Annotated in this window: 13 protein-coding genes; 7 read left to right on the top strand and 6 right to left on the bottom strand. The window is 70.1% G+C overall.

All coding sequences use genetic code 11. The features are described from left to right. Positions 1-73 precede the first annotated feature (73 nt). Together IY392_RS06585 and IY392_RS06580 are read left to right on the top strand one after the other, a co-directional pair. The gene (locus tag IY392_RS06585) at positions 74-1,282 is read left to right on the top strand and encodes a sterol desaturase family protein (RefSeq protein WP_194860803.1); all 1,209 of its coding nucleotides are present in this window, start codon (positions 74-76) and stop codon (positions 1,280-1,282) included. Positions 1,283-1,568: 286 nt separating this feature from the next. Continuing rightward, complete coding sequence (locus IY392_RS06580) at positions 1,569-1,709, top strand: hypothetical protein (RefSeq protein ID WP_156607202.1); 141 nt, start codon at positions 1,569-1,571, stop codon at positions 1,707-1,709. Here the strand turns inward: IY392_RS06580 and IY392_RS06575 are convergent. The 4 genes from IY392_RS06575 to IY392_RS06560 all read right to left on the bottom strand — a co-directional run bounded on the left by IY392_RS06575 (position 1,676) and on the right by IY392_RS06560 (position 6,296). Further along, positions 1,676-2,584 (bottom strand): SDR family oxidoreductase, encoded by a 909-nt coding sequence (locus IY392_RS06575; RefSeq protein ID WP_194860802.1) that lies wholly within the window; start codon positions 2,582-2,584, stop codon positions 1,676-1,678. The genes IY392_RS06580 and IY392_RS06575 overlap by 34 nt on opposite strands. Continuing rightward, the gene (locus tag IY392_RS06570; RefSeq protein WP_182612765.1) at positions 2,581-3,768 is read right to left on the bottom strand and encodes a hypothetical protein; all 1,188 of its coding nucleotides are present in this window, start codon (positions 3,766-3,768) and stop codon (positions 2,581-2,583) included. The genes IY392_RS06575 and IY392_RS06570 overlap by 4 nt, the downstream gene beginning before the upstream one ends. A 97-nt stretch (positions 3,769-3,865) precedes the next feature. Next, the gene (locus IY392_RS06565; RefSeq protein WP_182612764.1) at positions 3,866-4,885 is read right to left on the bottom strand and encodes an AraC family transcriptional regulator; all 1,020 of its coding nucleotides are present in this window, start codon (positions 4,883-4,885) and stop codon (positions 3,866-3,868) included. Positions 4,886-4,937: 52 nt separating this feature from the next. Continuing rightward, a complete protein-coding gene (locus IY392_RS06560; RefSeq protein WP_194860801.1) occupies positions 4,938-6,296 on the bottom strand; it encodes a flavin monoamine oxidase family protein in 1,359 nt (452 codons plus the stop codon). 122 nt (positions 6,297-6,418) lie between these two features. Between IY392_RS06560 and IY392_RS06555 the strand changes: the two genes are divergently transcribed. Further along, a complete protein-coding gene (locus tag IY392_RS06555) occupies positions 6,419-6,955 on the top strand; it encodes a hypothetical protein (RefSeq protein ID WP_107756864.1) in 537 nt (178 codons plus the stop codon). A gap of 48 nt (positions 6,956-7,003) precedes the next feature. On the opposite strand, the gene IY392_RS06550 is transcribed toward IY392_RS06555, so the two are convergent. Then, complete coding sequence (locus IY392_RS06550) at positions 7,004-7,165, bottom strand: hypothetical protein (RefSeq protein ID WP_182612762.1); 162 nt, start codon at positions 7,163-7,165, stop codon at positions 7,004-7,006. Positions 7,166-7,380: 215 nt separating this feature from the next. On the opposite strand from IY392_RS06550, the gene IY392_RS06545 reads away from it, so the two are divergent. From IY392_RS06545 to IY392_RS06535, 3 genes are read left to right on the top strand one after another with little or no spacing between them, the layout of a single operon-like run. Continuing rightward, positions 7,381-7,776, top strand: a complete 396-nt coding sequence (locus IY392_RS06545; RefSeq protein ID WP_182612761.1) for a GntR family transcriptional regulator — start codon at positions 7,381-7,383, stop codon at positions 7,774-7,776. Between the two features lies 1 nt (position 7,777). Beyond that, positions 7,778-8,494 carry an ABC transporter ATP-binding protein gene (locus IY392_RS06540; protein WP_309230150.1) on the top strand — a complete coding sequence of 239 codons (717 nt, stop codon included), beginning with the start codon at positions 7,778-7,780 and terminating at the stop codon, positions 8,492-8,494. Next, a complete protein-coding gene (locus tag IY392_RS06535) occupies positions 8,491-9,318 on the top strand; it encodes a hypothetical protein (RefSeq protein WP_194860800.1) in 828 nt (275 codons plus the stop codon). The genes IY392_RS06540 and IY392_RS06535 overlap by 4 nt, the downstream gene beginning before the upstream one ends. 46 nt (positions 9,319-9,364) lie before the next feature. On the opposite strand, the gene IY392_RS06530 is transcribed toward IY392_RS06535, so the two are convergent. Then, positions 9,365-10,117 carry a PadR family transcriptional regulator gene (locus tag IY392_RS06530; RefSeq protein ID WP_194860799.1) on the bottom strand — a complete coding sequence of 251 codons (753 nt, stop codon included), beginning with the start codon at positions 10,115-10,117 and terminating at the stop codon, positions 9,365-9,367. A 251-nt stretch (positions 10,118-10,368) separates the two neighbouring features. On the opposite strand from IY392_RS06530, the gene IY392_RS06525 reads away from it, so the two are divergent. Continuing rightward, on the top strand, positions 10,369-11,232 hold the full coding sequence (locus IY392_RS06525; protein WP_107756860.1) for a Bax inhibitor-1/YccA family protein: 864 nt from the start codon (positions 10,369-10,371) through the stop codon (positions 11,230-11,232). Positions 11,233-11,590: the final 358 nt, after the last annotated feature.

The following is an 11,590-nucleotide window of genomic DNA, read 5'->3' as shown; positions in this document are numbered from 1 at the left end:
GGGACAGAGAATCCACAGTGCGAGCGAGGTCCCGATCTCGCACGAAGGTGATCCACGTCATATCCTTAGCGACGTGAAGATCGATCTGACGGTCCTGGCGATCCCCGGTTTCATCGCGGCGATGGCGGCCGAGTACGCGTGGCAGTCCCGCAATCCGGCGGAGGGGGAGCGGGCCGGCGACTACGAGTTCGCCGACACCATGGCCAGCCTCTCGATGGGCGTGGGCAGCCTCGTGGCCCCGTACGTCGCGGGCAGGTTGCTCGCCCCGGTCACCCCCCGGACCGGCAGGTACGCCAAGGCGCTGATGGGTCTGTCGCTCGCGGCGGCGGCGGTGGCCACGGCGGGAGACGTGTGGCGGCGCACCCGGACCACGGGGTTGCTCGAGGCGGGCGCGGTGCCGTCGCGGGTGGCGTCAGGTGTGGGCGCGAGACCGGGCAACGACGACGACGAGGTCCCCGCCTCTCACCCGTCGACCGTCGCGGGGTCCGCGCCCGTGCCCGCCGTGGGAAGAGTGCAGGTGCCCACGGGTGAGGCTGTCCAGGTGCCGCCCGCGCTACGACGCATCACCGGCGGGTCGGCGGTCACGGCGCTGGCCTCGGCGGTCGTCACGGTCTCGACGTTGTGGAGCGCGGAGACGGCCGCCAGGAAGCTCTTCCGGTTCTCTCCGCTCGACCTCGGCTCGGGGCCGCTCGCCTACATGGTGGCGATCCTGGGGTGGGACTTCATCTACTACTGGAACCACCGCTTCGACCACGAGAGCCGCTGGCTGTGGGCCATGCACGTGGTGCACCACTCCAGCGAGCGCTACAACCTCTCCACGGCCCTGCGCCAGCCGGTGGCCGAGGCGTTGACGATCTATGTGCCGTACGGGCTGCTCTCGCTGCTGGGCGTGCGGCCGGCGCTGGTGCAGGACGCGCGCGCGATCAACCTGATCTACCAGTTCTGGATCCACACAGCGGTGATCCGGTCCATCGGGCCGCTGGAGAAGGTGTTCAACTCGCCCTCTCACCACCGCGTGCACCACGGCAGCAACCGCGAGTACCTGGACCGGAACCACGGCAGCATCCTCATCGTGTGGGACCGCCTGTTCGGCACCCACGAACTCGAGGGGGAGGAGGTGGTCTACGGGCTGACCACCAACATCGACACGTTCAACCCGTTGCGGATCGCCACGCACGAATGGATCGCGATCGCCCGCGATGTCTTCCGCTCCGAGACCTGGGCCGACCGGGTCGGGTACCTGGTGCGCGGGCCGGGATGGGCGGGGGCGCGACGGGCGTAGAGGGCGCTGACCTGGGGTGCCCTGCGCGGGCCGTTCAGGGCACCGCAGGTCAGGGGGGTGTCCGCGGTCGTCGGATGGTGGGTGCTCACGTGCGCGATTCACCGTTTCGTGAACCAGTCGAATAACCTTCGCGTTGACCTCTTCCGGTCCCGGGCTCACCCGTCTCACGAGTTCGCTGCAGACGAACTGCTTGACAGACTGGAAGGCCGCCGCACGGTAACGGGTGCCCGGTAAGGTCCGATTTCACGAGCAAGGCACCGCACCCGAATTCACAAGGAGTGACGTCGTGTTTCCATTCGGATCGATCGACAACCCGCTGCGCTATCTCTTCGGCCCCGGTCCGGGTGAGGCGTCCTGCCTGGCGCTGACGCCCGAGTGCATGGGGCTCATCCCCTACCTCGCAGCCCGGTTCGGCGCGGGGTCCTGACCCTCTGGGTTCTCCAGGAGCCGGCGCTGCGCCCGGCGCCCCAGGGCCGCCATGAGGGGTAGGCCCGCCACTGCCAGCCGCGGAAAGGTCGCGCCCAGGTGCGCGAGACCTCCGCGCCACGCCGGCACGGACGTCACCGGGCGGGGGGAGTCCAGCACCGCGCCGACGGCGCGCACCACGTCGCCGGGCGTGAGCAGTGATCCGGAGAACGACAGGGCGGCCTGCGGGTCGGTCAGCTTGTCGTGGAGCATCGGGGTCCAGATCCCGTCAGGGCAGATGCAGGAGATCGCGATGTCGTGGATCCCCGCCAGCCGCAGGTCGATGGCCGTGCTGGTGCTGAACCCCATCACGGCGTGCTTGGAGGCGGCGTAGACGGCCTCACCCGGCACGGCGGAGATCCCGGCGAGAGAGGCGATGGTGATGATGTGCCCGCCGCCGCGGTGACCGCCCGTGTGTCCGCCACCGTGGCCGGCGCCACAACCAGGGCCCCGGCCGCGCATCGCGTCGATCGCGGCGACGGTGCCGTTGATCGCCCCGAGGGTGTTGACCTCGATGAGCAGTCGCCGTTGCTCCTCGCTCTGCTCCCACGCCGGGCCCGTGAGGAGCACGCCGGCGTTGTTGACCCACACGTCCAGGCCCCCCGTCTGCTCGACGAGCGCATCCCGAGCCATCTCGATCTGCCGGTGATCGCGGACATCGACGGCCGCCCAGCTGGCGTTCGCCCCGAGGTCGGCGGCGGCCGCGGCGGCGGTGTCGGCGTCGACGTCGGTGACCATCACCCGGTATCCGCGTCCGGCGAGCATCTCGGCGATCTCCCTGCCCACCCCGCGACCGGCACCGGTCACGAGCGCGCTGCGCGGCCTCGTCGTCGTCACTTCTCGCTTCCCAGTCCGGAGCGGATCCGGCCGTAGGAGATGCCACCGTGGCAGTAGGTGGGCACGACCGGCCAGAAGCGCTTCCAGGGGACGAGCTCGGTGGAGGGCAGGATCTGGAGCCAGCGCGGGTCGCCGGGGCACGGGTCCGCCATGGTCTTCTCCTTGATCATGGAGTCGTACTGATCCAGGGAGTCCTCGAGGGTGTTGGCGTTGGGACAGATCTCCCGGCCGAACTGCTCGTGGTACCGCCGCACGCCCGGGATCCGGGACAGCTCCGGCTGCCAGTTGTCCAGCGAGATGCCGTTCTCCGAGGACACCCACACGCCGTCCGGGGTGTTGACGACCAGCGAGTGGTTGCCGTCGGTGTGTCCGGGGGTCCACATCAGGGCGAGGCCGGGGCCGAGCTCGATGTCCCCGTCGAACACCGCGAACTTCGAGCGGTCGACCCCGCCGAGACCGTCGGCGACGTACCACGCCCACTGCATGGGGTGCAGGTCCTCGAGCGTGGCCAGCTCACGTCGGTGGACCAGCAGCCGCGCGTCTCCGAACAGTGGGTCGCGGGGCGCGGTCTCCCCGGGGATGACCTCCGTCGAACCGAGGATCATGCGCGGGTCCTGCACGTGCAGGTGGTCGAAGGTGCAGAAGTCCACGTCCTGCGGCGTGAGCCCGACCCTGGCGAGCGCCTGATCCGGCTCGTTGAAGTACTTGAGGATCAGCTTCACGGCCAGGTTGCCGCCGGGGACCTTGTCGACGAGCGCCTGGAGGTTGTCGTAGAAGGGCGCCTCGGCGGACCCCGCGGGGACGGTCGGCTCGAACACCAGGGTGCGGGGGCGGCCGTTCCAGTCGTCGTACTGCACCACGATCATCCGGTTGATCATGGTGATCAGCGGCAGGCTGGGGACCGAGACCGCGTTGTTGAACGCGTACTTGACCGGGTACGGCGCCGCCGCCACGTCCACGGACTGCACCGCCCGCACCTGCCCCTGCTGCACGAACCGCGTCTTGTACTCGGCGGCCGCCGCGCGCACCGCCCGCAGGCGTTCACCCCGGGGCCACACGTCGTGGACACCGTCGAACTCGGGGATCGAGCGCGCGCCGATCTGCTCGAGCATCTCCTCGGTGGACTGTTCCCGCAGGGTCTGCTCCTGCAGTTCCCGGTCGCCCAACTCGTGTTCGCGCAGCATCACCGCTCCTGTTCTCCTCGGGGCGCCGTGGCTCTCCCGGCGCCGTGCTCCTGACGGGTACTTCCAGGATCCGGTGTCCGTCGCCGCCCCACTTGTCTCAGCGCGACACTCTCCCCCGGCGTCGGAGCTCGCCGGGGGAGACGCCGAACCACCGCCGCACGGCGTGGCTGAGCGTGGACTGTTCGGAGAACCCGACCAGGTCGGCGATCTGCGTGAAGGACAGGTCGGTGGTCGTGATGAACCGGTGTGCCCGGTCCCGCCGCAGGTCGTCCACGACCCGACCGTAGGTGGTGTCCTCCACGACGAGGTGGCGCTGCAGGGTTCGCGGGTGGATCGCGAGCGACGCCGCCACCTCGGCGAGTGCCGGGACCCGCCCGGGAAGGCGCTCGCCCACAGCCCGGCGGACCCGACCCGCCATCGAGTGGGCGGGGTCGGAGTAGGTGCCCGCCAGGTGGTCGAGGGCGGCCTGTCGGATCTCCTCGTCGGCGGTGGCGAACGAGGCGTCCAGGATCCTGCGCTCGACGCACAGCGCGGCCACGGGGCGGTCGAACTTGATGTCGGCACCGAAGAAGTCCAGGTAGCGGTCCACGGGCGAGAGCGGCCCGTGGGTCAGCTCGACGGATCGGAGACCGGGACTGCGCCCGAGCAACTGCACCGCCATCCGGTGGAACAGGCCGAGCCCCAGCTCGATGGCCTGAGGGGAGTACGGCGACTCGGACAGCTGCTTGCGGTATGTCAGCGCGATCACTCCGCGCCGGTTCCACGGGTCGTCGTCGACGCCGATCGTCAGCGCGGGGCTGTGGACGAACAGGAAACGCGCCGCGCACTCGAGCGCCTCGGTGGCGGTGGAGCTGGGGCGGATCGCCCGGGCCACGGGACCGAGGATGGAGATGTCCTGTCGGTCGGCCAGCCGCAGCCCGAAATCCGGGCACTCGAGCGCGGCAGCGGCGGCGTCGAGCATCTGGTCGTGCGCGGTGATCGAGATCAGGCCGTCGTCGCCGGCGAGGGCCTCGGCCGCGATGCCGTACTGGTCGAGCAGGTGCTCGGGGTCCCCTCCGAGTTCGCTCACGAGCGGGGCGAAGCCGCGAAGGCTGGCGGTGCGGATCAGCGGCTGCACGCCACCACCCGGGCGCTACCGTTCCGCCAGGTGACCACGGACTCCGGGCTGCTCACCCGGGCACACCGATCTCCCCGGCCACCCGACGGCCCGACTCGACAGCCCCGTCCATGTACCCGGCCCAGCGGGTGGCGGTCTCCGTGCCCGCCCAGTGGATCGGGCCGACCGCGCGGCGCAGGTGGGGTCCGAAGCGGGTCAGGGTCCCGGGCGCGGCGAACGCGCCGTAGCACCCGCTGCTGTACTCTTCCTCCGCCCAGTCGCGCTCGATGTAGTCGACGGGTTCGCGGGCCCGGGGCCCGAAGTATCCGGCGAGATCCTCCAGCACCTGCGCCCGACGGTCGGCGGGCGTCATGCGCGAGCACCGGTCCGCGTGTCGGCCTTCGAGGAATCCGACCAGCACCCCGGGGCCACCGCCCGCGGCGCCGTGGGGGGTGTTGTCGAAGACCGTGCCCAGCGGGCGGGTGTCGCTGTTCGCCTGACCGCTCCAGCCGTCGGCGCGCCAGAACGGCTCCGGGTAGGCGACGTTGACCTTGATCACCCGTCCCATGGGCAACCGTTGGACGAGCTGGTCGCGGTCCCCGGGCAGGCCGGGGGAGTAGCGGATCCTCGACGCGAGCGGCGGAGGAACGGCGACGACCACGTGGCGCGCGCTCACGGTGTGGTGGCCGGTACGGACGCGGACGGAACCGACGTCCCACTCGACCGCGGTGACCGGGCTGTCCAGCACCACCCGTTCGCCGAGTTGCCGCGCCATCTCGATCGCGATCGTCTGCGCCCCGCCCACCACGCGGTCCTGCTGCGCTCCACCGGCGGTGTCGATCATCGCGTCCAGTCCGCCGGCCGAGCCGATGTAGAACGCCGCCCACAGCGCGGAGAGGTCCTCGGGGCCGGTCGAGAACACAGCCTCGGTGAGGAGTCGGTAGAACCCGCGGGCCCGCGGGGTGCGGGCGGTGCGTCTGAGCCAGGTGTCGAACGTCTGCGAGTCCAGGCGGTCGGCGCCGGAGGCGTTCCACGGGTCGTCGAGCGGGATGCGGGCGGCCATCCGGTCGAGCCGCCACTGGGTCTGGGCGATATCGGCCAGGGTGACCGGGTCGAACCTGGGGATCCGGCCGGTGTACTCCGCCCTGGCGCCGCCGAGTTCGGCGATGTGCCGGCCCTCGACGTGGGTGGGGAAGGTCTGCAGTCCCAGTTCGCGGATCAGTGCCAGGACGTGGTGTTGGGTGGGGCCGACCCACTGCCCCCCGACCTCGATGGGCTGGCCACCGGCGAGCGTGGCGCCCAGTAGCCTGCCGCCCACACGGTCCCGGGCCTCCAGAACCATCACCTCGTGGCCCGCCCGGGTCAGCTCACGCGCGGTGACCAGGCCGGCGATCCCCGCCCCCACGACCACCACGTCCACCGATGAGTCCATTGTCGAGCCTCTCCACGCCCTCGAATCGCAGACATTCCCACAGTATTCCGAGCCCCCGCCGGCCCGGGTCAGGACAGTGAACTCGACGCGACGGACCCCTGCCGTCTGCCACCCTTGTCGGCATGGACACGGACAGGCGATCCCTGCCGCGCAACTCGTGGCTCTCCCGGGGCGAGCCGCTCGATCGTGACGACGCGGCGAGCAGGATCAGCGCTTACATCTACGGCAACATCCTGGTGCTCGCGGCGCTCGTGCCGATCGTCCAGAGCGAGAAGTACGTCGGGATCGCGATAGTGCTGGGCACCGCCCTGTCGACGTTCATCGCGCACGTCTTCGCCGAGGCGGTGGGCCACGGCGTGCGTGAGGGCGAGCCGCTGAGCCGCGCCGAGCGGCTCGCCGAACTGCGGAACTCGGTGCCGATCCTGAGCTCGGCGGTCCTGCCGTCGCTCATCCTCGCGGTCGGGTGGATCGGGGTGATCGAGCACGGTACCGCCATCCTGCTCGCGGAGATCACCGTGCTGGTGCGGATCGGCGGCGTCGTCTTTGTGATCGGCCGACTCAACGGCGAACGGCCCGATCGGAGGTGGCTCCTCGGCGCGGCGGCACTCACGGTTGTCGCCGTGGCCGTCGTGGCGCTCAAGGTCGCTCTGACGCACTGAGCCGGCGTCACCGGTCGATCATCCGCACCGGCCGTTCCGGCCGACCGGTCACCTCCCGAACAGCCTCGCCAGGAACCCCTCCGCGGGGGCCTTGGCGTGACCGGGGCACCGCTGGGACCTGGGCACGGCGGACATCACCTGGTCGACGTGCATGCCGCACCCGGCCCACGTCGTCTTTCCACAGGTCTTACAGGTGGCGGGTCTGCACATGGTCGTTCTCCTCAAGGTCACAGAGTGCGGGGTCAAGGGCCGCGGGATCGTCGCGAGGTCGCCAGGCGAACGGTCGGCTCGCTCGGGCCTCGACAGCCAGCATACATACCCTAGGGGGTATAGACAATGAACGCGCGACCAGCCTTGTCTTGACTCCCTCGTCGATGAGTGTCACTGTATTAAGCACCTAATACAGCGACACGGACGGGGGCTCGATGCAGTTCGACACCGCCTCTCCGATCTGGGTGCAGCTCGTCGAGGAGTTCTCGCGACGCATCGTGATCGGGGAGTGGGCGGCGGGCGCGAGGATGCCCGGGGTCCGCGAACTGGCGTCCGACCTGGGCGTCAACCCCAACACCGCACAGCGGGCACTGGCCGAGTTGGAACGGCTCGAGCTGTGCCGATCCGAGAGGGCCAGCGGGCGATACGTCACCTCCGACGACGCCCGCATCGACGAGGTCCGCGCCGACCTCGCCTCCGGCGCCGCCCACGAGTTCATCCGTCGGGTCCGCGGCCTCGGGATGACGCAGGACAAGGCCCGAGCACTACTGGACAACAGATGGGACGACCATGACCACACCACTGCCCATGCGCACGACGGAGGTGCCTGACGTGAGCATCACCGAGAACGCCGCGCCCACACTCGTCGAGGCCTCGGGGCTGCGCATGAGTTACGGCTCCACGACCGCGTTGGACGCGCTCGACCTCCGCCTGGCTCCGGGCCGGATCGTGGGACTGCTCGGGGAGAACGGCTGCGGTAAGACCACCCTCCTCAAGATCCTCGCCGGCGTGCTCTCGGGATACTCCGGCAGCGTGCGGATCGACGGCCACGCCCCCGGACCCGAGTCCAAAGCGATCGTCTCCTTCCTGCCCGACACCAGCTTCCTCCCCGATTCCGCACGGGTGACCTACTGCCTGGAGCTCTACGCCGACTTCTTCTCCGATTTCCGCACCGAGAAGGCCCGAGACCTGATCGGGTTCTTCGGTCTGAGCGAAACCGCCCGGCTCAAGGAGATGAGCAAGGGCATGCGCGAGAAGGTCCAGATCGCGCTGGCCATGTCCCGTGACGCGAAGGTGTTCCTGCTGGACGAACCCATCTCCGGCGTCGACCCGGCCGCACGTCAGCTCATCCTCGACGGGATCCTCCGCAACCTCTCCGAGGACTCACTGCTCCTGATCTCCACGCACCTGGTGCACGACCTGGAGCCCATCCTCGACGCCGCGGTGATGATGCGCCACGGCCGCGTCCTGCTGCAGGGCGACGCCGACGACCTCCGCGGCCAGCACTCCGCCAGCCTCGATCAGATCTTCAGGGAGACCTACCGATGACGCTGACACTGCTCAAGCACGAATGGTTGCGTACGCGTGGGGCGCTCGGGACGACTCTCGGCATGATCACCCTGATCGGAGTCCTGGGCAGTCTGCTCGGGGCCGCCGGATGGCCCCTTCTCTCCCAGTTCGGGATGGCCCTGGGCGTGTTGGCCGCGATCGTGGCGGTCCCGGCCGTCCAGTTGACCCTCGCCGCCGATTACTGGCGTACCGGGTACGGCCGCACCGGGTACTTCACCCACTCCATCCCCGTCCGCGGCTCGACCATTTTCTGGGTCAGGTTGGCGTGGGCGATGATCGCGTCGCTGGCCGCGCTCGTCCTCACCGCCGGGCTCGCGCTGCTCGCCTGGTGGGCGGCGGGGTTGCAGTCAGGGATCACCTCGCCGTCGTCGTCAGTCCTGTCCGACATCTGGACCACGGTGACCACGGCCGCGCCGCCCTGGATGATCGCCGCCGGGCTCATCGTGGGCCTCTCCTCGTTCCTGATCTGGCCGGTCTACTACTACTTCGCGGTCTCGGTGGGGCACGAGCGGCGACTGGCGGCTCTGGGCGCCGGTGGGCCGGTCGTGGTGTTCGTCGTGATCTACGTGGCCACTCAGGTGCTGTCGCTGCTGGCGATGATCGCGCTGCCGTTCGGCGTCGCGATGGGCGCCGGCAACACCCTCGAGTTCGTGCGCGTCGACATTCTCGGCGAGCTGGCCGCGGGCGCGGCCGCCCAGAACGACGTCATGCCCGTCGGCTTCCTGGCCGCGTCGGCAGTGCTGGCGGTGTACTGCCTGTGGCGCACCGCCCGCTCGTGGGATCGCAAGGTCGCCCTGGTCTGATACCGGTCGGGCCCCGGGTTCGGACGCCCGGGGCCCGACACCCGCGTCAGTCCCCGGCCTCGGCGAGGAGCCCGTAGAGGCGTTTACGCAGGGCGACCAGTTCCCGGGTGGCCGCCTCTCCGGCGGCCGGGTCGCCGGTCTGGACGACCGCCCGCACGGCCATGGCGGCCTCGCCGAAGGCCTTCCAGAGGTCGGCGTCCCCGCCCAGGCGGGAAGCGGCCTCCTCGGTGGCGTCGTCCCACGGGGCCGGGCGGTCCGCGAGCTGTTCGACCTCCGCCCGCCCGGCGTCGGTGAGCTGGTAGTGCTTGGGCCCGGCGTCGTCGGCGGGACCGATGAGGCCCTCGTCCTCCAACAGCGAGAGTGCCGGGTAGACCGCGCCAGAACTCGGGCGCCAGGTGCCCCCGCTGCGCTCGGCCAGTTCGCGGATGATCCCGTATCCGTTCTGTGGCCCCTCCGCCAGGAGCAGGAGCACGCCGTGCCGGACATCACCTCGCCGGCGTCGCCGCTGGTGCCCGCGCCGCATCCCGGGACCGTCATCGAACGTGCCGAAGGCCCCTCCCGGGCCGAAGGGACCACCGGGTCCGAACGGCCCGCCCGGACCGAACGGGCCACCAGGACCGAACGGCGTGCCGGGCCCTCCCGGGCCGAACGGCGCCCCGCCGCCACCGTGCTCGTGACGACGGCCCCTGTGGTGTCCGTGCTGACGGCCGGGGCGGCCGCCTCGCCGGGGATGTCCGCCCCGGCCCGGTGTCGCCGACGGGCCGAAGTCGCCCGGCCCGTATGTGTCGTCGATGTTCATCGCGACTCCTTCCGATCTGGGGTGCCTGGTTGGCCCCCGTCTGTCTAGAAGTATCCGCACCATTCTCAAGAATGTCAACGACATATCGATAACTGACGGTTGCGTCGAGTGGTCCACCGGTCAGGCAAGATAAGAATCAATGCGGGGAACACTCAGGTGCGCCCACGCGTTGACCCAGTACGAGTGATTCGTCGGTGACCCGGCGGGGACTCTCGCTACACGACCTTCCCCGACAATCCGAAGGGACCTCGATGCGCAGCAGTAGCAATCCGGTCTTCAGCTCTCTGTCCCAGGACAGCGCGCGTGGCGCCACCCACCTCGGTGGCGCGGGCCGTGCCACCTTCCAGCAGGGCCAGTACGGCCACCAGGGCTTCGGTGCCCAGGCCGGGTACGGTGCGCCCCAGGCCCATCCGCAGTTCGAGGCGGACACGCGGCCCATGACGATCGACGACGTCGTCACCAAGACCGCCATGACGCTGGGCCTGCTCAGCATCGTGGGCGTGATCGCGTTCTACATGATCAGCGTCAACCCCGGTCTGCTCTTCCCGTTGCTGCTCGTCGGCGGTATCGGTGGCCTCGTCGTGGTGCTCATCGCCACCTTCGGCCGGAAGATGGACTCCGCTCCGATCACCCTGACCTACGGTGCGCTCGAGGGGTTGTTCGTCGGCGCGGCCACGTACCTGTTCACCGCCGACATCCAGGGCGGTGGCGTCCTCGGTGCGGTCGGCGCCGCGATCCTCGGCACCATCGGTGTGTTCGTGGGCATGCTGTTCGTCTACAAGACCGGCGCCGTTCGCGTGACCCCCAAGTTCACGCGCTTCCTCACCGCCGCCATCGTGGGCGTGCTGTTCGCGGCGCTCGGCAGCATCGTGCTCAGCTTCTTCACCGGCGGCTCGAACCCGCTCTACAACGGTGGCCCGATCGCGATCGCCTTCTGTCTCCTGTGCATCGGCCTCGCCGCGTTCAGCTTCCTGCTCGACTTCGACAACGCCGACCGCCTCGTTCGTGCCGGTGCCCCCAACAAGATGGCGTGGGGCGTCGCGCTCGGCCTGACCGTCACCCTGGTCTGGCTGTACATCGAGATCCTGCGCCTGATGAGCTACTTCCGCGACTGATCAGCGCGAGCGGTAGCGCCTGCGGCCCCGGCTCCCGACACGGGAGCCGGGGCCGCAGTCATTTCCGGGGTGCGGGCATCTGGGTGGCGTCGGCGTTTCGGGCGCAGGGTGCTGGAGCGGGGCGGGCGGCGGCCCCTTGGTCCGGGTTACGCGTCCGGAATGGACCAATCACGACTCGCAAGTGGGTCCGAGGCGGGCAGAGAGAACGCGGAACCCGAGGGAGGCGCGCCCACCCAACGACGCGAGTGGGGCCCACCCGACGAGAAGAGCGTTCCGGACAGTCCCTCTCGGGAAACGTGTCCGGAACGCTCTTGTCGATGCTGGCCCGGGGCGCGCGATGGGCCGGGTGGGCCCGGCG

Source organism: Dietzia sp. SYD-A1, assembly GCF_015356725.1.
Taxonomy (GTDB): Bacteria; Actinomycetota; Actinomycetes; order Mycobacteriales; family Mycobacteriaceae; genus Dietzia.
The sequence above is the reverse complement of the archived record's forward strand: the minus strand, read 5'-3'. Positions and strand labels throughout refer to the sequence as shown.

Excerpts from the sequence above, each read along its gene's own strand:
- IY392_RS06525 (WP_107756860.1), top strand. The coding sequence starts at position 10,369 with ATGCGCAGCAGTAGCAATCCGGTCTTCAGCTCTCTGTCCCAGGACAGC.
- IY392_RS06535 (WP_194860800.1), top strand. The coding sequence starts at position 8,491 with ATGACGCTGACACTGCTCAAGCACGAATGGTTGCGTACGCGTGGGGCG.
- IY392_RS06550 (WP_182612762.1), bottom strand. The coding sequence starts at position 7,165 with ATGTGCAGACCCGCCACCTGTAAGACCTGTGGAAAGACGACGTGGGCC.
- IY392_RS06530 (WP_194860799.1), bottom strand. The coding sequence starts at position 10,117 with ATGAACATCGACGACACATACGGGCCGGGCGACTTCGGCCCGTCGGCG.
- IY392_RS06545 (WP_182612761.1), top strand. The coding sequence starts at position 7,381 with ATGCAGTTCGACACCGCCTCTCCGATCTGGGTGCAGCTCGTCGAGGAG.
- IY392_RS06570 (WP_182612765.1), bottom strand. The coding sequence starts at position 3,768 with ATGCTGCGCGAACACGAGTTGGGCGACCGGGAACTGCAGGAGCAGACC.
- IY392_RS06560 (WP_194860801.1), bottom strand. The coding sequence starts at position 6,296 with ATGGACTCATCGGTGGACGTGGTGGTCGTGGGGGCGGGGATCGCCGGC.
- IY392_RS06555 (WP_107756864.1), top strand. The coding sequence starts at position 6,419 with ATGGACACGGACAGGCGATCCCTGCCGCGCAACTCGTGGCTCTCCCGG.